This window comes from Streptomyces sp. NPDC021622 (assembly GCF_040640795.1).
GTDB lineage: Bacteria > Actinomycetota > Actinomycetes > Streptomycetales > Streptomycetaceae > Streptomyces.
On the sequence record NZ_JBFACK010000025.1, the window covers coordinates 25,533 to 44,864 of the forward strand.

The 19,332-nt window shown below is 70.8% G+C and carries 16 protein-coding genes and 1 pseudogene; 5 read left to right on the forward strand and 12 right to left on the reverse strand.

Translation table 11 applies throughout. The features are described 5' to 3' along the window. Positions 1-101: 101 nt before the first annotated feature. Both AB0G47_RS36935 and AB0G47_RS36940 read right to left on the reverse strand, forming a co-directional pair. Positions 102-281: pseudogene (locus AB0G47_RS36935) on the reverse strand (IS5/IS1182 family transposase); the annotation flags it as partial. 77 nt (positions 282-358) lie between these two features. Further along, entirely contained in the window at positions 359-1,417 is a 1,059-nt protein-coding gene (locus AB0G47_RS36940; RefSeq protein WP_360779435.1) for a chitinase, read from the reverse strand. Between the two features lie 237 nt (positions 1,418-1,654). On the opposite strand from AB0G47_RS36940, the gene AB0G47_RS36945 reads away from it, so the two are divergent. After that, the gene (locus AB0G47_RS36945; RefSeq protein WP_360779197.1) at positions 1,655-2,404 is read left to right on the forward strand and encodes an ankyrin repeat domain-containing protein; all 750 of its coding nucleotides are present in this window, start codon (positions 1,655-1,657) and stop codon (positions 2,402-2,404) included. A gap of 23 nt (positions 2,405-2,427) precedes the next feature. On the opposite strand, the gene AB0G47_RS36950 is transcribed toward AB0G47_RS36945, so the two are convergent. The 4 genes from AB0G47_RS36950 to AB0G47_RS36965 all read right to left on the reverse strand — a co-directional run bounded on the left by AB0G47_RS36950 (position 2,428) and on the right by AB0G47_RS36965 (position 5,865). Then, on the reverse strand, positions 2,428-3,210 hold the full coding sequence (locus tag AB0G47_RS36950; RefSeq protein ID WP_360779200.1) for an oxidoreductase: 783 nt from the start codon (positions 3,208-3,210) through the stop codon (positions 2,428-2,430). Positions 3,211-3,341: 131 nt separating this feature from the next. Then, positions 3,342-3,920, reverse strand: coding sequence for a TetR/AcrR family transcriptional regulator (locus AB0G47_RS36955; RefSeq protein WP_360779203.1), 579 nt, complete (start codon positions 3,918-3,920; stop codon positions 3,342-3,344). 70 nt (positions 3,921-3,990) lie between these two features. Next, a complete protein-coding gene (locus AB0G47_RS36960) occupies positions 3,991-5,499 on the reverse strand; it encodes a DEAD/DEAH box helicase (RefSeq protein ID WP_360779206.1) in 1,509 nt (502 codons plus the stop codon). A 162-nt stretch (positions 5,500-5,661) separates the two neighbouring features. Continuing rightward, entirely contained in the window at positions 5,662-5,865 is a 204-nt protein-coding gene (locus tag AB0G47_RS36965) for a cold-shock protein (RefSeq protein ID WP_150210372.1), read from the reverse strand. Positions 5,866-6,375: 510 nt separating this feature from the next. On the opposite strand from AB0G47_RS36965, the gene AB0G47_RS36970 reads away from it, so the two are divergent. Further along, positions 6,376-7,491 carry a substrate-binding domain-containing protein gene (locus tag AB0G47_RS36970; protein WP_360779209.1) on the forward strand — a complete coding sequence of 372 codons (1,116 nt, stop codon included), beginning with the start codon at positions 6,376-6,378 and terminating at the stop codon, positions 7,489-7,491. A gap of 38 nt (positions 7,492-7,529) precedes the next feature. On the opposite strand, the gene AB0G47_RS36975 is transcribed toward AB0G47_RS36970, so the two are convergent. The 4 genes from AB0G47_RS36975 to AB0G47_RS36990 are packed head-to-tail and all read right to left on the reverse strand — an operon-like array spanning position 7,530 to position 12,370. Further along, entirely contained in the window at positions 7,530-8,678 is a 1,149-nt protein-coding gene (locus tag AB0G47_RS36975) for an XdhC/CoxI family protein (RefSeq protein WP_360779210.1), read from the reverse strand. Next, positions 8,671-10,815, reverse strand: a complete 2,145-nt coding sequence (locus tag AB0G47_RS36980; RefSeq protein WP_360779213.1) for a xanthine dehydrogenase family protein molybdopterin-binding subunit — start codon at positions 10,813-10,815, stop codon at positions 8,671-8,673. The genes AB0G47_RS36975 and AB0G47_RS36980 overlap by 8 nt, the downstream gene beginning before the upstream one ends. After that, positions 10,812-11,804 (reverse strand): xanthine dehydrogenase family protein subunit M, encoded by a 993-nt coding sequence (locus AB0G47_RS36985; RefSeq protein WP_360779216.1) that lies wholly within the window; start codon positions 11,802-11,804, stop codon positions 10,812-10,814. Before AB0G47_RS36985 ends, AB0G47_RS36980 begins: the two co-directional genes overlap by 4 nt. Further along, on the reverse strand, positions 11,801-12,370 hold the full coding sequence (locus AB0G47_RS36990; protein ID WP_360779219.1) for a 2Fe-2S iron-sulfur cluster-binding protein: 570 nt from the start codon (positions 12,368-12,370) through the stop codon (positions 11,801-11,803). The genes AB0G47_RS36985 and AB0G47_RS36990 overlap by 4 nt, the downstream gene beginning before the upstream one ends. Before the next feature lie 342 nt (positions 12,371-12,712). On the opposite strand from AB0G47_RS36990, the gene AB0G47_RS36995 reads away from it, so the two are divergent. Then, on the forward strand, positions 12,713-13,291 hold the full coding sequence (locus AB0G47_RS36995) for a TetR/AcrR family transcriptional regulator (protein ID WP_360779222.1): 579 nt from the start codon (positions 12,713-12,715) through the stop codon (positions 13,289-13,291). On the opposite strand, the gene AB0G47_RS37000 is transcribed toward AB0G47_RS36995, so the two are convergent. Beyond that, positions 13,254-14,777, reverse strand: coding sequence for an MFS transporter (locus tag AB0G47_RS37000; RefSeq protein WP_360779224.1), 1,524 nt, complete (start codon positions 14,775-14,777; stop codon positions 13,254-13,256). The genes AB0G47_RS36995 and AB0G47_RS37000 overlap by 38 nt on opposite strands. Before the next feature lie 221 nt (positions 14,778-14,998). Here AB0G47_RS37000 and AB0G47_RS37005 point away from each other — a divergent pair, with 221 nt between their 5' ends. Continuing rightward, positions 14,999-17,230: an FUSC family protein gene (locus AB0G47_RS37005; RefSeq protein WP_360779438.1), complete on the forward strand. Its 2,232-nt coding sequence runs from the start codon at positions 14,999-15,001 to the stop codon at positions 17,228-17,230. Here AB0G47_RS37005 and AB0G47_RS37010 read toward each other — a convergent pair. After that, entirely contained in the window at positions 17,203-18,315 is a 1,113-nt protein-coding gene (locus AB0G47_RS37010; protein ID WP_360779227.1) for an alkene reductase, read from the reverse strand. The two genes, AB0G47_RS37005 and AB0G47_RS37010, sit on opposite strands and share 28 nt — an antisense overlap. A gap of 190 nt (positions 18,316-18,505) precedes the next feature. On the opposite strand from AB0G47_RS37010, the gene AB0G47_RS37015 reads away from it, so the two are divergent. After that, positions 18,506-19,332, forward strand: an 827-nt coding sequence (locus AB0G47_RS37015; RefSeq protein WP_360779229.1) for an AfsR/SARP family transcriptional regulator, incomplete at its 3' end; no start/stop codon positions are given.

The following is a 19,332-nucleotide window of genomic DNA, read 5'->3' on the forward strand; positions in this document are numbered from 1 at the left end:
GCGCGCCGAACCCCCTAAGCACCGGGCCCGCGGCTTTCACCGATCGGCTGTCCGCGCCCCGGCCCGCCACTACCGTGAATGCCCGTGGGCACCGTACAAGACCCGCACAGCACCTCACGGTTCGGCAATGCCTTGCGGCCGGGATACCGGAACCTGCGCTCACGCTGTGGCAGCAACGGCTCCAGCCGGTCCCAGAGCCCATCCGACACGATCCACGGCGATGTCCCCACGTCCAACCGAACGCTTTCTTCGGCTTGACTGTTCGGCGAAGCACACCCCATCCAGCACCTATCCAGCACGGGCACAGAATGGGGGCCGCACCCCGGAGGGCACGACCCCAACTGACATGCAAGTTTGCCTAGTTCAGCGAACTACGCCACGGAAGCCCTTTCACATTGTCCCCGAACGTCCACCTCTTGGACCCGTCCCAGTTGATGGACCACGTCATCAGGCCCTTCAGCGCCCCGCCGTAGTGGTTCCACGCCTGGGCCACCAGGTTCGGGCCCATATAGCCGCCGCCCGCGCCCGGTTGGGCGGGCAGGCCAGGGACCTGTTTGTCGTAGGGGACCTTGATCGTGGTGCCCTGGACGACCAGGCCCTTGTTCAGGCAGTCCGTCTGGGCGGTGAAGCCTTCGACGGTTCCGGCGGAGTATGAGTCGCCGGAGCAGCCGTACATGCTGCCGTTGTAGTACTGCATGTTGAGCCACCAGAGGCGGCCGTTGTCCGCGTACTTCTTCACGATGGGGAGGTAGGCGCCCCAAATGGAGCCGTACGTCACGCTGCCTCCGGTGACGTACGCCGTCTCGGGCGCCATCGTCAGGCCGAAGTTGGCGGGCATCTGCGCGAGTACACCGTCGATGATGCGGATGAGGTTGGCCTGCGAGGCGGACAGATTGGTGATGTTTCCGCTGCCGACCAGGCCGGTCTCGATGTCGATGTCGATACCGTCGAAGTTGTACTTCTTCAGGATGGGCACCACGGTCTCGACGAAACGGTCGGCGACCGTGCTCGAACTGAGGTCGATACCGGCCGTCGCGCCGCCGATCGACATCAGGATCGTGGCGCCGTCCGCCTTGGCCTGGCACATCTCGGCGGGCGTGGCGACCTTCACCGTCGAGTCCATGCCGTCCTCCCACAGGACGGTGCCGTCCGAACGGATCACGGGGAACGCGGCGTTGATGACGTTGTAGCCGTGGTCGCGGATGCGGGTGTCGGTGATCGGGGTCCAGCCGAACGGCGGATGCACTCCGTTGGCGGCGCCGTCCCAGTTCTCCCAGTAGCCCTGGAGCACCTTTCCGGCGGGCTTCGACTTGACCGCGCAAGTCTCGTCCTGGGCGGTGCGGCGATCCTGGGCGGTGCCACTGTCCTGCGACGGGCCCGGCGCGGCACCGACGAGCGTCGACACGGCGACGACCATCGCCAGGCCGACCGCGAACAGCCGGGACGGCGCGCGGAGCGCGGTCTGGGAAACCTGGGGGCGGCGAGAGGTTCTGGGTGACACGCTGACCTCCTGGACAGTGATGCCTGGAGACGCCTGGAGACGTACGTGGTGCGGTGCGCCACACCGTAAAGTGGTCCAGACCTGCCGTCAATAGGTCTGGACCAGACCGCCCGAGGGCATCCGAGAGCGCCCGAACAGGAGGCCGACCCCCTCGTGAAGAATCTCAACTCCCTTGACCCGCTTGCCATCACGGCGACCGAGGCGATCCGCAAGGGCGACGTCCAGGCGCTTCGCCGACTCCTCGCCGATCACCCCGGTCTGGCCTCCGGCACCATCACCACGGAAGGTCCCGCCGCGGGCGGCCGGAGCCTGCTGCACATCGCGACCGACTGGCCGGGGCGCTACCCACAGGCCCCGGAGATCATCGCCGCCCTCGCCACGGCGGGCGCCGACCCCAGTGCCCGGTTCGTCGGCTCCCATGCCGAGACGCCGCTCCACTGGGCCGCGAGCAACGACGACGTCATCGCCCTGGACGCGCTGATCGCCGCGGGCGCCGACATCGAGGCCACCGGCGCCGTCATCGGCGGCGGCACCCCGCTCGCCGACGCCCGCGGCTTCGGCCAGTGGCGCGCGGCCCGCCGTCTGCTGGAGCACGGCGCCCGCGCGGACCTCCAGGATGCGGCGACGCTCGGCCTGCTCGACCAGGTCGAGGCCTTCCTCACCGCACCCGAACCGCCCACCGGCCCGGCGATCACCAGCGCCTTCTGGGGCGCCTGCCACGGCGGCCAACTCCCCACCGCACAACGCCTGTTCCAGCAAGGGGCGGACCTCGACTGGATCGGCTACGACGACATGACGCCCCTGGACATCGCCCGCACCCAGGACGCCGACGACGTCGTACGGTGGCTGCTCGCCCAAGGTGCAAGGACCCGGGCCGAGTTGGGGAACGTACAGCCGGAGTGACGCAGACTGGTAGCGCCGTCGCGTCAGATCGTCTTGACCGTGCCGCCGTCGATGACGTGGTCGGCACCCGTGATGTTCCCGGCCACGTCGGAGAGCAAGAACGTGATCAGGGACGCCACTTCCCGCGCTTCGGTGATCCGCCCGGTCGTGATGCCGAACGCGTCGGGGATCCGTGCGAGGAACGCGCCGTGCTCGGCCCCGGCACCGGCGGCCACCTTGCCGCCGAAGCCCTCGGGATCCTCCCAGATGGCGGTGCGCACCACGCCGGGCGAGACCGTGTTGACGCGTACGCCCTTCGGTCCGAACTCCTCGGCCAGTGACTTGCCGAGGGCGGTGAGCGCCGCTTTGGCGGCGCTGTAGGCGACGGGACCAGCCGCGGGGAGCCGGGAGTTGATGGACGAAACGTTGACGATCGCGCCGCGCCGCTCGATCAGGCTGGGCAGCGCGGTACGGGTGACGCGGACCGCGCTGAGCAGGTTCAGGTCGAAGATGCCCTGCCACTGCGCGTCACCGGTGTCGAGGAAGCCGACCGGCTCCACCGCGTCACCGGCGCCGACGTTGTTCACCAGCAGGTCGATGCCGCCGAGTTCGGCGAAGGCGGCGTCCATGAGGGTGGCCACTCCCTCGGCGGTGCTGAGGTCGGCGGAGACCGCGAAGGCGCCGGTCTCCTTGAGTTCGGGGGTGATGGTGCGGGCGGCGCCCACGACGCGTACGCCTTCGTCGATCAGCGACTTGACGGTGGCCAGGCCGATGCCGCGGCTCGCGCCGGTGACGACGGCGGTCTTGGAGTTCAGGTCGAGCTGCATGGTTTCCCCGGTCCTTGGGTGGAGTTGAGTGGAGTTCGGACAGTTCTTGAACTACGAGTACAAAATGCGGGCAGAGGGATGGACGACCATCAGGGCGAGTACGTCAGGGCGAGTACGTCAGGGCGAGTACGTCAGAGCGCGTCGACCGTCGCGTCGATCACCCGGGAAAGGCGGTCCGGCCCCTCGGCGACGCGGGCCATGAGCCGCAGGCCGACGACCGTCGTCAGGAGCAGACTCCCGGCACCCCGGGCATCGCGCGCGGGGTCGATCTCCCCCGCCCGCTGCCCCTTCTCGATCAGCGCCTGGAACGCCTCTTCGGTGCGGTCGAACATCCGCCGCACCAGTTCGGTCGCCACCTCGTCCACCCCAGCCAGCTCGGCCGCGGCGTTCACCGCCATGCAGCCACGGCGGTCCGGGTCGGCGAGGTCCATGTCGACGAGGAGCCAGAGCGCCGCGCGCAACCGCTCCTTGACGGGCCCCGACTCCTCGAGCATCTCGATGAGGGCCAGGGCCTGGCTGTCGCGGTAGCGGCGCAGCGCCCGCTCGAACAGGGCGTGCTTGCTGCCGAAGGTGTTGTAGAGACTGCCCTTGCCGATACCGAGCGCGTCGACGAGGTCCTGCGGCGTGGTGGCGGCGTACCCCTTGCGCCAGAACACGTCCATGGCCTGCTCGACGGCGGCGTCCGGATCGAACTGCTTCGGCCTTCCCATGATCATGACTGTAGACCGTTCTTGACCCGAAGGTCAAGAACGGCACAGGTCAAGCATCAGGCGTCAGCCGTCAGGCGCTGCGCCGCACCCGCGCAGCCTTGCGGGCCTCGGCCAGCTCACGGGACTCGGCCGTCCGCCGGGAGCCGCCGGTGGCCCGCCCCGGACGGGTGCCCATCCCGCGGAAGGGGGCGCCGCCCCGCTTGGGGCGCTCAGTGGTGGGCGCGGCGCCGCTGATGGGGATGCCGGAGGGCGCCTTCGCGCCGGTGATACGGCTCAACTCCGCCTCGCCGGAGCGGACTTGGGTGATCTGCGGCCTGATCCCGGCAGCGGCCATCAGGCGGCTCATGTCGCGCTTCTGGTTGGGCAGGACGAGGGTCACCACGCTGCCGGACTCGCCGGCGCGGGCGGTGCGGCCGCCGCGGTGCAGATAGTCCTTGTGATCGCTTGGCGGGTCGACGTTGACCACCAGGTCGAGGTTGTCGACGTGGATGCCACGGGCCGCGACGTTCGTCGCCACCAGGACCGTGACGTCGCCGGTCTTGAACTGGGCGAGGGTGCGGGTGCGCTGCGGCTGCGACTTGCCGCCGTGCAGCGCGGCCGCGCGTACGCCACTGCCCAGCAGATGCCGGGTGAACTGGTCGACGGCGTGCTTGGTGTCCAGGAACATGATCACGCGGCCGTCGCGGGCCGCGATCTCGGTGGCGGCGGCGGTCTTGTCGGCGCCGTGCACATGCAGCTCGTGGTGGCGCATCGTGGTGACCGCGCCCGCCGACGGGTCGACGGAGTGGACGACCGGGTCCTGGAGGTAGCGGCGGACCAGGAGGTCGACGTTGCGGTCGAGGGTGGCCGAGAACAGCATCCGCTGGCCGTTGGGCCGCACCTGGTCGAGCAGTTCGGTGACCTGGGGCATGAAGCCCATGTCGGCCATCTGGTCGGCTTCGTCGAGGACGGTGACGGCCACCCGGTCGAGGCGGCAGTCCCGGCGCTCGATGAGATCCTTCAGGCGGCCCGGCGTCGCGACGAGCACCTCGGCACCGCTCCGCAGCGCGCCGGCCTGCCTGCCGATCGACATGCCGCCGACCACGGTGGCGATACGCAGCTTCAGCGCCCTCGCGTACGGGGTGAGCGCCTCGGTGACCTGCTGGGCGAGCTCGCGGGTCGGCACGAGGACCAGGGCCAGCGGCTGCTTCGAGTCGGCGCGCTGCCCGGCGGTGCGGGCCAGGAGCGGCAGGCCGAAGGCGAGGGTCTTGCCGGATCCGGTGCGGCCACGGCCCAGTACGTCCCGTCCGGCGAGCGCGTTCGGCAGCGTGGCGGCCTGGATCGGGAACGGCTCGGTCACGCCGAGGCCGGTCAGCGTCTTCAGAAGAATTTCCGGCATGTCGAGCTCGCCGAAGGCCTCGACGGCGGGCAGACCCGGGGTGACGGTGACGGGGAGCGCAAACTCACCCTGCAGTGCGGCGGGGCGGCGGCTCTGCCCACCACCGGGACGGCCGCCTGCGCCACGAGAACGCTGCGCGGCGAAACCACGGGGGTTGGACTTGCCGGAATAGCGATCGTTCGTACGACCTGAACGGTTCAAGGAGAACCTTCCTCGATATGGCACGCATCGAGGAATTCTCGGCGAAACCCAGCCGAACGAATTGCAAGCACGAGCCGAATAAAAGAAAAACTCTGTAAACAGCAACGAGCTGGTGCCCGCACCGTGAGGTGCGGGCACCAGCCTCGTGTCAACGCGTCAGCGTCAGGCGGGGAGGATGTTCTCCGCCTGCGGGCCCTTCTGGCCCTGCGTGACGTCGAAGGTCACCTTCTGACCTTCCTGGAGCTCACGGAAGCCCTGGGTGGCGATGTTCGAGTAGTGGGCGAAGACGTCCGGGCCGCCACCCTCCTGCTCGATGAAGCCGAAGCCCTTTTCCGAGTTGAACCACTTCACGGTGCCGTTAGCCATACTAAAATCTCCTTCGGGGCAAAGCCCGGAGTCCACACTGTGCGAACCCCGGCGTCGCCACGTTGATTGCCCCGTCCGGAAAACTGCACCGGAAATACAAAAGTGCCCGGCGGATCAGATCCACCTAAGGCACTTGAAGTCTTATGGGAACCACAACTGCAACTTCGATCAACAGTAGCACGGCATGAGCTTCAGGGCACGGTCAGACGCTAAATATTTCTCCCGCGAGAACGAGAAATGCGGGGAGAACCGCCCTGCCGGAGGGGTCACACACGCCACGGAGGACCCTGCGGCCCGATCGGCTCGCCCGTCGGCGTCACCCGCCGCGCCGAGCCGCCGCCTGCCCCTCGCCACCCACAGGTCCGGCATATCCAGAACAGTTCAACTCTGAAACACATGGTGCCATTGTCATCTCGTTATCACTTGACTCCTTGACGTCAGGAGGGTCGCCGGGTTGGCTTTCAGCCACCTCGGACCGCATGGAAGCGGTCAGGTCTAGGAAGTGGACGAATGAAATCCCGTAGACGTGAAGCCACCGTCGTCGTGACCGTGGGCGTGCTCGCCCTCTCGCTCGCCGCATGTGGCCTGCTCGACAGCGACGAAGGAACCAAGGACGACAGGAAGGGCGACGACGTCACCGTCGGCCTGCTGCTGCCCGAATCAGAGACGGCTCGCTACGAGAAGTTCGACCACCCCATCATCGAGAAGCAGGTCAAGAAGCTCACCAACGGCAAGGGCAAGGTCGTCTACGCCAACGCCGACCAGGACGCCGCCAAGCAGAGCCGCCAGCTCGCCAAGATGGTCGCCGACAAGGTCGACGTGGTGCTGGTCAGTGCCGTGGACGCGAAGAAGATCGCCCCGGCTGTCAAGAAGGCGAAGGACGCGGACATCCCCGTGATCGCCTACGACCGGCTCGCCGAGGGGCCCGTCTCGGGTTACGTGGCCTTCGACAACGAGCTGGTGGGCCAGGTCCAGGGCCAGGGGCTCATCAAGGCGCTCGGGAGCCGGGCCAGCAAGAACAGCAAGATCGTCATGATCAACGGTTCGCCGACCGACCCGAACGCCGCCGTCTTCAAGGAGGGCGCGCTCTCCCAGCTCAACAACCAGCTGGACGTCGCCAAGTCGTACGACACCGAGGGCTGGAAGCCGGAGACGGCGCGCGCCCATATGACCGACGCGATCACCGCGCTCGGCAAGGACAACATCGCGGGCGTCTACTCCGCCAACGACGGCATGGCGGGCGGCATCATCAAGGCCCTGAAGGCAGCGGGCCTCACCGAGCTCCCGCCGGTCACCGGCCAGGACGCGGAGCTGCCGGCCGTGCAGCGCGTCGTCGCGGGCGAGCAGTACATGAGCGTCTACAAGTCGTACCCCGAGGAGGCGGTGGGCGCCGCGCAGATGGCGGTCAGGATCGCCCAGGGCCGCATGGTCGAGTTCGATGCCCTGGCCGGCGACCAGTCCGACAACGCCACCACGAAGGACATCCCGTCCCTCCTGGTGTCGGTCCGCCCGCTGACCCAGGACACCATCAAGTCCACGGTCATCGCGGACGGCATCTACAAGACGTCGGAGATCTGCACACCCGCGTACAAGGCGGCCTGCGCGGCGATCGGCCTCAAGGGCTAGCGGCCGGCTGCGGCCGGGAGCCGAGGCTCCCGGCCGCGTCACGCCGCCGCGTGCGCCCCGCCCGAGCCGTCCTCCCCGTCGTGGTGGATCGGCGTGCCCGATCCGGTCAGCGGCATGCCCGTGCCGCCGCGGCGGGTGGCGACGATCTCGGCCGCGATGGACAGGGCCGTCTCCTCCGGCGTACGGGCTCCGATGTCCAGGCCGATCGGGGACCGCAGCCGTGCCAACTCCCCTTCGGTTACGCCCACTTCGCGCAGTCGCCGGTTGCGGTCCTCGTGGGTGCGGCGCGAGCCCATGGCGCCGACGAACGCCACCGGCATGCGCAGCGCCGCCTCCAGGAGCGGGATGTCGAACTTGGCGTCGTGCGTCAGCACGCACAGGACCGTGCGGGCGTCCGTCCTGGTGCCCCGCAGATAGCGGTGCGGCCAGTCGACGACGACCTCGTCGGCCTCGGGGAAGCGGGCCCGGGTGGCGAAGACCGGACGGGCGTCGCACACCGTCACCTCGTAGCCGAGGAACTTGCCGGTGCGCACCAGGGCCGCGGCGAAATCGACCGCTCCGAAGACGATCATGCGGGGCGGCGGCACGCTCGACTCGACGAACAGTGTCAGGGGCGCGCCGCAGCGCGAGCCGTCCTCCGAGACGCCGAACTCGCCGGTGCGGCCCGCGTCCAGCATCGCGCGGGTCTCCCCCGCCACCGTGCGGTCGAGCTCCGGGTGCCCGGCCAGGCCGCTTTCGTACGATCCGTCGGCGCGCACCAGCAGGGGCCTGCCAAGGAGTTCGGCAGGGCCCTCCGCCACGCGGGCGATCGCCGCCGCCTCGCCGTTCGCGGCGGCCGAGAGGGCCGCCGCGAACACGGCCCTGACGGGCGCATCCGCGGTCACCGGCGTGACCAGGACCTCGATGACCCCGCCGCAGGTCAGGCCCACGGCGAAGGCGTCCTCATCGCTGTAGCCGAAGCGCTCGCGCACCGCCGTGCCGTCTTCCAGGGCCTGCACGCACAGGTCGTACACGGCCCCTTCCACACAGCCCCCGGAGACCGAACCGATGGCGGTGCCCTCGCTGTCGACGGCCATGGCGGCGCCGGGCGGGCGCGGGGCGCTGCCGCCCACCGCCACGACGGTGGCGACGGCGAACGCCCGGCCCTCCCGCACCCATCGGTCGAGCTCGGCGGCGATGTCAAGCATCCCGGACTCCTGCCGCGTCCAGGACGCGGTCGGGGCGGATCGGCAGCGCACGATGGCGTACGCCGGTCGCGTGCCAGACCGCGTTGGCGATCGCCGCGGCGGCGCCCACGATGCCGATCTCGCCGATGCCCTTGATGCCGACGGGGTCGTCCGCGTCCGGGTCGTCCACCCAGTCCGCCTCGATGTCCGGCACATCCGCGTTGGCGGCGAAGTGGTAGCCCGCGAAGTCGGCGCCGACATGGCCGCCCGTCGCCTGGTCCCTGACCGCCTCCTCGTGCAGCGCCATGGACAGGCCCCAGATCATGCCGCCGACGAGCTGGCTGCGTGCGGTCAGCGGGTTGACGATGCGGCCCGCCGCGAAGATCCCGAGCATCCGCCGTACGCGCACCTCGCCGGTGGTCACGTCCACGGCGACCTCGGCGAACTGCGCCCCGTAGGAGTGCCGTTCCTTCTGCGCGAGCGCGAAGACGTACTCACTGGTGTCGGATCGCACGGTGATCCCCTGCGGCGGGATGTCGCCGCCCAGGGCCAGTTGCTCCCGCAGCTCACGCACCGCGGCCGTGACCGCCCAGCCCCAGGAGCGGGTGCCCATCGAGCCGCCGGAGATCGCCGCCGGGCCGAAGTCGCTGTCGCCGATGCGCACATGGACGCGGTCCTGCGCCACTTCGAGGGCCTCGGCGGCGATCAGGGTCAGCGCGGTCCGCGCCCCCGTACCGACGTCCGACGCGGTGATCCGCACCGTGAAGGTGCCGTCGGCCTCCGCGGTCACGGCCGCCGTGGACGGCATCGCGAGCACCGGGAAGGTGGCCGCCGCCGTGCCGGTGCCGATCAGCCAGCGGCCTTCGCGCCGCAGGCCGGGGCGCGGGTCCCGGTCCGCCCAGCCGAACCTGCGGGCCCCCTCATCGAAGCAGGACACGAGATTGCGGGAGCCGAACGGCAGCCCGGAGACGGGGCCGACGTCCGGTTCGTTGCGCGCCCGCAGCGCGATCGGGTCCAGGCCGGTCCGCTCGGCGAGTTCGTCGATCGCGGACTCCAGGGCGAACGATCCGGGAGCCTCGCCGGGCGCGCGCATGAAGGTGGGCGTCGGCACGTCGAGCCGCACGACGCGGTTGACGCTGTGGTGGGCGTCGGCGGCGTACATCGGACGCCCGAACCCGGCGCTCCCCTCGACGAATTCATGCACCTTCGACGTGAGGCTGTGCGCCTGGTGGCCGACGGCGCGCAGCCGCCCGTCGGCGTCGGCGCCGAGCCGGACGCGCTGGGCGGTGGGGCTGCGGTAGCCGGTGAGCGAGAACAGCTGGCGACGGGTGAGGACGACCCTGACGGGGCGGTCGAGCACGGTCGCCGCCATCACGGCGAGGATCTGGTGGACGCGTACGCCCTTGGAACCGAAGGCTCCGCCGACGTGCTCGGACCGCACCCGTACCGAAGCCGGGTCGAGCGAGAACAGCTTCGCCAGCTCGTCGGCGACCCAGGTGCTGCCCTGGTTGGAGTCGACGACTTCGAGGCGTCCGGCATCCCAGCGCGCCATCGCGGCGTGCGGCTCCATGGAGCTGTGGTGCTCTTCGGGTGTGCTGTACTCCTCGTCCACGACATGGGCGGACGCGGCGAGTTCGGCGTCCAGGTCGCCCTTCGCCATCTGGTGGTTGTCGCCGTCCGGGGTGTACGTGTCGGGGTGTGCGGCGGAGAACGCGACGTCGTGCGGCTCCGCCTCGTACTTGACCACCAGCGCCTCGGCGGCCTCTCGCGCCTGCTCGGAGGTCTCGGCGACGACCAGCGCCACGGGCCAGCCGACGAACGGCACCCGGTCGTGCTGGAAGACCTCGACGATCGGGTCGGGCGGGCCGAGCATGCTGATGTAGTCACCGTCGACGCGCGGCGCGTTCCCGTGGTGCAGGACCGACAGGACACCGGGCATCTCGCGCACGGCGTCCGACTCGACCGAGCTGATCCGGCCGCGGGCGATCGTGGACAACACCAGCCAGCCGTGGGCGAGTTCGGCGAAGGGGATCTCTCCCGCGTACCGGGCGGCGCCGGTGACCTTGGCCCGGCCCTCCACGCGGGTGTACGAAGCGCCGACGGCGCCCGTCACCCCGGTGGATGTGGTGGTCGTGGTCGGCGTCGTCGGCGTCCTCATCGGGGTGCCTCCTCAGTGAGCTCGGTCAGCATCGCGACGACGAGGTTGCGCAGCAGCGTCACCTTGTAGCCGTTGTGGGGCAGCGTCTGTGCGGCCGCAAGTTCGGCGTCCGCTGCGGCGGCGAACGCCTCGGCGGTCGCCGGGCCCCCGGTCAGCACACGCTCGGCCTCCAGAGCCCGCCACGGCCGGGACGCCACCGCTCCGAAGGCGATGCGCACTTCGCGTACGACACCGTCCTGGACGTCGAGCGCTGCGGCGATCGAGCCGATCGCGAAGGCGTACGACGCGCGCTCGCGCACCTTGCGGTAGCGGGAGACGGTGGCGACCGGTGCGGGCGGCAGGGTGATGCCGGTGATCAGCGCGCCGGTCGGCAGCGCGGTCTCCAGGTGGGGTGTCTCGCCCACCGGGAGGTAGAACTCGGCGAGCGGCAACTCGCCGGTCCCCTCGGCCGTTTCGTACGACACGACGGCGTCGAAGGCGGCGAGCGCCACCCCCATGTCCGAGGGATGGATGGCCACGCAGTGTCCGGAGGCGCCGAGGATGGCGTGGTTGTGGTGCTCGCCCTCGATGGCGGGGCAACCGCTGCCGGGGGCGCGCTTGTTGCACGGCTTCGACAGATCGGTGAAGTAGCCGCAGCGGGTGCGCTGGAGCAGGTTCCCGCCGACCGTGGCCATGTTGCGCAGCTGTCCCGACGCGCCGGCGAGCACGGCCTGCGCCAACGCCGGGTAGCGGCGGCGCACTTCGGGGTGGGCGGCGAGGTCGCTGTTGGTGACGGTCGCGCCGATCCGCAGGCCGCCGTCGTCGGTGACCTCGATCCGGTCGAGGGGGAGCTCGCGCACGTCGACGAGCAGGGCGGGCCGCTCCACGCCCGTCTTCATCAGGTCGACGAGGTTGGTGCCGCCGCCGAGGACGCGCGCGTCGGGGTCGGCGCCGAGCAGCGCGAGCGCGCCGGGGACGTCGATCGCGCGCCGGTAGTCGAATTCCCTCATGCCACAGCCTCCGTACTGCCCGCGGTCTCGTTCGCGGTCTCGTTCGCGGCCGCCTTGGCGACCGCCTGCACGATCGACACATACGCGCCGCAGCGGCAGAGATTGCCGCTCATCCGCTCCCTGATCTCGTCGGCGGTCAGCTGCGGCACGACCGCATCGGGCCGTACGTCGGCGGTCGCCGCGCTCGGCCAGCCCGCGGCGTGCTCCTCGATCACCGCGATGGCCGAACAGATCTGCCCCGGCGTGCAGTAACCGCACTGGAATCCGTCGAGGTCGAGGAAGGCCTGCTGCACGGGGTGCAGTCGCTCGCCGTCGGCGACGCCTTCGATGGTGGTGATCACCCGGCCTTCGGCGGCAACCGCGAGCTGCAGACAGGAGACGGCCCTGCGGCCGTCGATCAGGACCGTGCAGGCGCCGCACTGGCCCTGGTCACAGCCCTTCTTGGTGCCGGTCAGATCGAGGCGCTCGCGCAGCGCGTCGAGCAGGGTGGTGCGGTGGTCGACGGGCAGCGTGTGCTTTTCGCCGTTGATGTTCAAAGTGATGGCGCTGGACGTCGATGGAGCCACGATCGGCCTTCTTTCGCTTCTGTCAGCTTCTTCAGCAAGTGCAGCTTCTTCAGCAAGTGCCGCTCAAGAGCGGGAGCGTGGAACGAGGCGATCCCGACGGTGAGTTCGGGAAGAGATGGCGCTGTGCGTAGGGGTGCCGCACGCGACACCGTCGAAGTGCGGCGAGAGGCGGTCGGCCGCGATCGCGACCGGCCATCCCCCGCCGACTGATTCTGCCGGTATGGTGAGCCTAAGTGGACAGCTGTCCGCAAGCATTGAATTTAGCGGACAGTTGTCCGCTTAGCAAGGCCGGCACGGGCTGCAACGAGCTGACCCACGCCGTGATTCCCGGGAGGAGGACGAGTGCGGGAGCAGAAGGACGCACCGCTGCGCTCGGACGCGCAACGGAATCGCGAGCGCATCCTGGAAGTGGCCCTCGCGGAACTGACGCGATCGGCCGACGCCCCGCTGAGCGCGATCGCGAAGAAGGCGGGCGTCGGACAGGGCACCTTCTACCGCAACTTCCCCAACCGCGAGGCACTCGTCCTCGAGGTCTACCGCTACGAGGTCCAGCAGGTCTGCGACACGGCGTGCCAGCTGCTCGACACCCGCGCCCCCGACGAGGCGCTGCGGGAGTGGATGGACCGGCTCGCGCAGTACGCCATGGCCAAGGCCGGTCTGGCGGACGCGATGCGCAGGGCGACCCTCGCGAAGGGCACCCTGATCGGGCTGAGCAAGGGTTCGCTGTCCGCTGCCGTCGAGGCCCTCCTGAGGGCGAACGAGGAGGCGGGCACGATCCGCCCCGGCGTGACCCCCGACGATTTCATGCTCGCCATCGCGGGCCTCTGGCAGCTCGACCCGCACGGCGACTGGCAGGTGCGCGCCGGACGCCTCCTCGACCTCGTCATGGACGGACTGCGGGCCGGCGCCCCCGGCCGATGAGCGGTGCGGTGACGCACGCCGCGGCGAGAAGGATGCCGAACGCGACGGTCAGGGCCACCGCGTAGCCGTGCACCGACGCGGCCATCGGCGTGGCGTCGGCCCGGGACGCCAGGTGGGCGGCGGCCGCGCTCGCCGCGACGGTGTTGAGCAGGGCGGTGCCGAGTGCGGCTCCCAGTTGCTGCGACGCGTTGTAGGCGGCCGCCGCGGCCCCGACGTCCTGCGGGCGCATTCCCGCGGTGGCCAGGCTCGCGGTCGGCGGCATGACACAGCCCAGGCCGAGCCCCGCCAGGACCAGCGCGGGCAGCAGATACGCCGGCAGGACGTGCGTGCTCTGTGCGGTGAGCCGGGTCAGGACGAACATCCCGGCGGCCGCCGCGAGCAGCCCCGGAAGGATCAGCGCCGCGGGTGCGACGCGTCCGTGCAGCCGCCCGGCGACGAGCGTCGCGCCGACCAGCGCGGCAACGGCGTTGACGATCAGCGTGAGGCCCGCCTGGACCGGCGAATAGCCGAGGACCGTCTGCGTGTAGTAGCTCATGAAGAGGTAGAAGCCGAACATCGCGACGAACAGCAGGGTGATGGCGACGAACGCGCCGGCCCGCGCGCGGTCCAGGAGCACCCGCATCGGCAGCAGCGGCTGCGGCGCCCTGACCTCCACGGCCGCGAACGCGACGAGCAGCAGGACGCCGACCGCGAGGAGGGTGAGGACCAGCGGCGCGTCCCAGCCGCGCGGCTCGGCCTCGTTGAAGGCGTACACGATCGCGGCGAAGCCCGCGGCGCTGAGCAGAGCGCCCGCCACGTCGAGCCGGCCGCCCGCCCCGCGCACCGGCCGGTCCCTCGGCACGAAGGCAGCGCCGAGTACGGCGAACAGCGCGACGGGGACATTGACGTAGAGGCACCAGCGCCAGCTCGCGTACTCGGTGAGCAGTCCCCCGGCGACCAGGCCGACGGCCGATCCGGCGGCACCCACCGCGGCGAACACGCCGAACGCCCGCCCCCGCTCCCCCGGTTCGGAGAAGGTGATCGTCAGGAGCGAGAGCCCGGCGGGCGCGAGCACCGCGGCGAAGGCCCCCTGCAGGGCCCTCGCCCCGAACAGCATCTCGGGGTTCGCGGCGGCCCCGCCGAGCGCGGACGCGGCGGCGAAGCCGATCAGTCCGATGAGGAACGTACGCCGGTGGCCGAGCGCCCCGCTGATCCGCCCGCCGATCAGGAGCAGCCCGCCGAAGGCGAGCGCGTACGCGGTGACGGCCCACTGGCGGCTCGCGTCGGACAGGCCGAGGGCGCTCTGCGCGGAGGGCAGCGCGATGTTCACGATCGTCCCGTCGAGGACGACGAGGAGCTGGGCGGCGCTGACGGCGAGGAGGGTCCACAAGCGGCGTGGTCCTGGTGCGGGGCGCGCGGCGGTCGGGCGCGCGTCAAGGCTGTCGGCGGTGTCAGCGGTGTCGGGGCACAGCTGTGCCCCGGGGATTTCCTTGTCTGACGGATTCATGACTTCAAGTCTTTCGTTGAAGTCGCTCCGGAGACTTTCGCCGCTTCCGCCCCTCGTCTTACGGGTCGAGACGCCCCCAACCCTCAAGCCCCGGTTGCGTCTTCCCGTGACAGAATCTCGGCCTGAACAGCGGCGATGAGGGTGTGAGCGCAGTGACACGGCGGACCAGGACCGGCACATGGGACCGCTTCGTGGCATCGGACCCGGGACTGCTGCGGCTGATGGCGGGGCTCCGGACGGTCGCGGCGATCGCCCTGACGCTCGTCGTGCTCGCCCTGTTCGGCACGGACGTCACGCACATGGTCGCGGGCGCCATGACGGCCATGGTCGCCACCTTCGCCATCAAGGAGAAGGAGGTACGCGACCAGGCGGTCACGCTCGCGCTCGGCCTGCCCGTCTCGCTGGCGGCGATATCCCTCGCGGCGCTCCTGCACGACCAGGTCATCGCGGGTGACGTGTTCTTCGTGGCGCTGATCTTCGGCGCCGTCTACAGCCGCCGTTTCGGCGACCGTGGCACGGCCCTGGGCCTGATCGGCTTCCAGGTCTACTTCGTCTCGCTGTTCGTGGGCGCGACCGTGGCGGCGCTGCCCGAGCTGTATCTGGCCCTGACCGTCGCCTTCGTGTGCGGCGCCGTCGTCCGTTTCGCCGTCGTGCCGGAGTCGCCCGAACGTGACCTCGGCCGGCTCCGGGTCGCCTTCCGGGCGCGGCTCGCGCAGTTGGTGGCCACCCAGATCGAGCTCCTGGACGCCACCCCCGAGCAGCTGGAGAAGGTCCTCGACGAGCTGCGCCGTGGCACCGCCCGGCTGCACGAGACGGCCCTGATGATCCAGGGCCGCCTGGAGGAGGGCACACCGGACGCGGCGACCGCGGCCCTGGTGCAACGCCGTGTCGCGGACGCGGAGATCGCCGCCGAACGTCTCGGCGTCCTCCTCCTGAACGCACGCAGCGCCGAACGCGCGGACACCCTCACCCTGCATCTGCCGCACGCGCCCGTACCGGAGACCGGCACCCGGATCCACCCCGAGGACGACGCGACGCTCACCCTGCGCCGGGACCTGCGGGCGCTGCACCTGCTGGTGTCCAGGCCGGTCTCCGCCGACCGGGGCACGGCCCTGGCACACGTACGCAACAGGCTGCTCGGCTACCGCGACGAGGACAATCTGCCGCGGGCCTCGATCGCCGTCCAGGACGTCTTCCGCGGCATCGGTGAGTCCGCCCGCGCCGTGCTGGGGCTGCGGCTCGCCCTGGACGGGCCGCAGGACGAGTCCGACGACTCTCCGGCGACGACCCGTTCCCGCGAGGAGTTCGACGCCGAGGACATCGCGATCGCCGGTGTCGAGCAGGACGTGGAGCCGCAGGACGAGCAGGCCGGCCTCCGGCGCCCCACCACCAGGGCGGCCTTCCAGGTGGCCGTGGGATCGACGCTCGCCATCATCGGCGGCGAGTTCCTCTCCACCGAGCGCTGGTACTGGGCGGTGCTCACCTGCTGGGTGGTGTTCCTCAACACCGCCTCGACGGGCGAGATCCTCGTCAAGGGCTACCGGCGGCTGCTCGGTACGGTCCTCGGAGTGGTCGCCGGTGTGGCCCTCGCGGGGCTCGTCGGCGGCCACACCTGGCTCGCCTTCGGCCTCGTACTGCTCTTCATCTTCGCGATGTTCTTCACCGCTCCCCTGTCGTACGCGCTCATGTCCTTCTTCGTCACGGCGATGCTGGGCCTGCTCTACACCCTCTTGAACACCTACAGCCTCTCCGTGCTCTGGCTGCGCATCGAGGAGACGGCGCTCGGCGCGGCCTGCGGCATCATCGCCGCCGTCCTCGTCCTGCCGGTGCACACCGACCGCCGCACCGACGAGCTGCTCGGCACGGTCCTCGCCCGGCTCGCCGACGTGGTGTCCGCCTCGGTGGAGCAGCTGAGCGGCGGGCCCGCGGCCGATCTCCTCGACAGGGCGCGCGACTTGGACACCGCGCTCGACGATCTGCGCGCCTCCATCCAGCCGCTGACCCATCCGATCACCCCGCTGCGCGGCCGCCGCAGGACCGCCCGCTATCTGGTGGCGCTCCTGGAGACCTGCGCGTACCACGCCCGTTCGCTGGCGGCGACCGCCGAACTCGTGCCGTACAGCAAGACCGTCGCGGCCGATCCACGCCTGGCCAAGGCCGGCCGGCACATCGCCCACAACCTCGACGTCATCACCGCGTACGTGGACGACGACAAGGCGGAGGGCGAGGTCAGGGCCGGCGCCAGCATCGCCTCCATGCTGGAGGCCGACGGCTCCGGCGCGCTGCGCTCGGGCACGGTGACCTACCGCGTCCTGCGCCATCTGCAGCGCCTCGACGAAGGCGTGGTGGGCCTGGCCCGCCCGCTCGACGTACCGGTCGCGGGACGCCGGGCGAGCAAGGCGAAGCGCGCCCGCGTGCTGCCCGCTCAAGGTGCGGACAGCACAGGCACCTGAGCCTCGGCGAGCACCGGGTAGTCGGTGTACCCGGCCTCACCGCCCGTGTACATCAGCCCCTTCTCGCGTACGGGGTTGAGCGGCGCCCCGATGCGCATCCGCTCGACCAGGTCGGGGTTGGCGAGGAAGGCGCGGCCGAGCGAGATCAGGTCGGCGCCCGCGGCGAGGAGCCGCTCGCCCGCCGCCCGTCCGCCGTCGGCGGGCAGCGGACCTCCCCAGCCGAGCACCGGGTTGGCGATGAGCGCGCCCGGCCAGTTCTTGCGGATCTCCTGGAAGACGGCCTGCTCCGGGTCGGCGAAGACGACGTGCAGGTAGGCGAGGCCGCCCATGTCCGCCAGGGCGTCGACGAGCGCCGGGTAGATGTCCTCGGTGTCGCCCTCGTCGATGCCGTTGACGGTCAGGCCCGGAGCGATGCGGACGCCGACACGCTCGGGGCCGATCTCGGCGGCGACGGCCTCGACGACCTCCACGACGAAGCGGATGCGGCCGGCGACCGGGCCGCCGTAGGCGTCGGTGCGGCGGTTGGTGCCCTTCGCCAGGAACTGGTGGAGGAGGTAGCCGTTGGCGGCGTGCACCTCCACTCCCGCGAAGCCGGTGTCGACGGCGCGGCGGGCGGCCGCGGCGAAGTCCGCCACGGTGGAGGCGATCTCGTCGAGGGTCATCTCGCGTGGCACGGCGGCCGGCTGGTGCCCGCTCGGGGTGAAGATCGTGTCCGGCAGCGGCACGGCCGACGGCGCGACCGGCGTCAGACCGCTGGTGTCGGGGTGGCCGACCCGGCCGCCGTGCTGCAATTGCAGGAACATCCGGCCGCCCGCGGCGTGCACGGCGTCGGTGACCTGGCGCCACCCGGCGACGTGCGCATCGCTGTGGATCGCCGTGATGTTCGGGTAGGTCTGGCCGACCGCGTTGGGCGTGGCGGCCTCGGCGATGATCAGCCCGGCGGAGGCGCGCTGTGCGTAGTAGGTGGCCATGATCGCCTGCGGGACGCCGTCGGCGTCGGCGCGGTTGCGCGTCATCGGCGCCATCACAAGCCGGTTGGGGAGGTCCAGAGTGCCGAGCTGAGTGGTTTCGAACAAGCGGGACATGGCGGTACCAACCTTTGCGGTGTCTGCGGCCGACTGTTCTCCGTCGCCGTCTGGGACGACTGTGCCGGTGCCCGCTTCGGAAGAGCTGACGGTCCGCTGATGGTCGTCCGGCCCTCCGCTGACGGTCGTCCGGCCCTCCGCCGACGGTCCGCTGATCATCGTCCGACGTGCGCTGTGTACGGTGGCGCGTATGCGGTTCGGGGTGCTCGGTCCACTGACGGTGTGGGACGACGAGGGGGAACCGGTCAGGGTTCCCGAGGCGAAGGTCAGGGCGCTCCTCGCCGATCTTCTCGTACATGAGGGGCGGCCGGTCTCGGCCGACCGGCTCATCGACGACCTCTGGGGAGAGCAGCCGCCGGGCCGTCCCGCCAACGCCCTGCAGTCCAAGGTGTCCCAGCTGCGCAGGGCGCTGGGCGGCGACCGTGTCGTGCGCCAGACACCCGGCTACCGGCTGCGCGTCGACGCTGCCGGGGACGAGGTCGACGCGCACCGCTTCCGGGACCTGGTGGCCGAGGCCCGGACGACGGACGATCCGCTCCTGCGCTCCGGACTGCTCACCCGGGCACTGGAGTTGTGGCGCGGGCCCGCGTACGCGGACTTCGCCGACGAGGAGTTCGTACGCGCCGCTGCGCACCGCCTCGCGGAACAGCGCCTGGGTGTGATCGAGGAACAGGCCGAGGCGCGCCTGGCATCGGGTGACCACACCCTGCTGGTCGGGGAACTGACCGACCGGGTGGCCCGGCATCCGCTGCGGGAACGGCTGCGCGCGGTCCAGATGCGGGCCCTGTACCTGACGGGCCGCCAGAGCGAGGCACTCGCCTCGTACGCGGAACTGCGGGAGCAGCTCGCTGATGAACTGGGCCTGGATCCGGGGCCGGAGGTGACGGCACTCCACGAGGCGATCCTGCGGCAGGATCCGGGGCTTTTGCGTCATCCGGGCAACTCGGGCGGCGGGGGCGGCGCGTATGACGGCAGTGCCGCCGACGGCGCGGGCGGCGCGATTGGCCCGGTCGGCGT

What these genes read in the sequence shown, in the direction of transcription:
- AB0G47_RS36940 (WP_360779435.1), bottom strand. Translation starts at nt 1,417, where the DNA reads ATGGTCGTCGCCGTGTCGACGCTCGTCGGTGCCGCGCCGGGCCCGTCG.
- AB0G47_RS36950 (WP_360779200.1), bottom strand. Translation starts at nt 3,210, where the DNA reads ATGCAGCTCGACCTGAACTCCAAGACCGCCGTCGTCACCGGCGCGAGC.
- AB0G47_RS36955 (WP_360779203.1), bottom strand. Translation starts at nt 3,920, where the DNA reads ATGGGAAGGCCGAAGCAGTTCGATCCGGACGCCGCCGTCGAGCAGGCC.
- AB0G47_RS36965 (WP_150210372.1), bottom strand. Translation starts at nt 5,865, where the DNA reads ATGGCTAACGGCACCGTGAAGTGGTTCAACTCGGAAAAGGGCTTCGGC.
- AB0G47_RS36970 (WP_360779209.1), top strand. Translation starts at nt 6,376, where the DNA reads ATGAAATCCCGTAGACGTGAAGCCACCGTCGTCGTGACCGTGGGCGTG.
- AB0G47_RS36975 (WP_360779210.1), bottom strand. Translation starts at nt 8,678, where the DNA reads ATGCTTGACATCGCCGCCGAGCTCGACCGATGGGTGCGGGAGGGCCGG.
- AB0G47_RS36980 (WP_360779213.1), bottom strand. Translation starts at nt 10,815, where the DNA reads ATGAGGACGCCGACGACGCCGACCACGACCACCACATCCACCGGGGTG.
- AB0G47_RS36985 (WP_360779216.1), bottom strand. Translation starts at nt 11,804, where the DNA reads ATGAGGGAATTCGACTACCGGCGCGCGATCGACGTCCCCGGCGCGCTC.
- AB0G47_RS37000 (WP_360779224.1), bottom strand. Translation starts at nt 14,777, where the DNA reads ATGAATCCGTCAGACAAGGAAATCCCCGGGGCACAGCTGTGCCCCGAC.
- AB0G47_RS37005 (WP_360779438.1), top strand. Translation starts at nt 14,999, where the DNA reads ATGGCGGGGCTCCGGACGGTCGCGGCGATCGCCCTGACGCTCGTCGTG.
- AB0G47_RS37010 (WP_360779227.1), bottom strand. Translation starts at nt 18,315, where the DNA reads ATGTCCCGCTTGTTCGAAACCACTCAGCTCGGCACTCTGGACCTCCCC.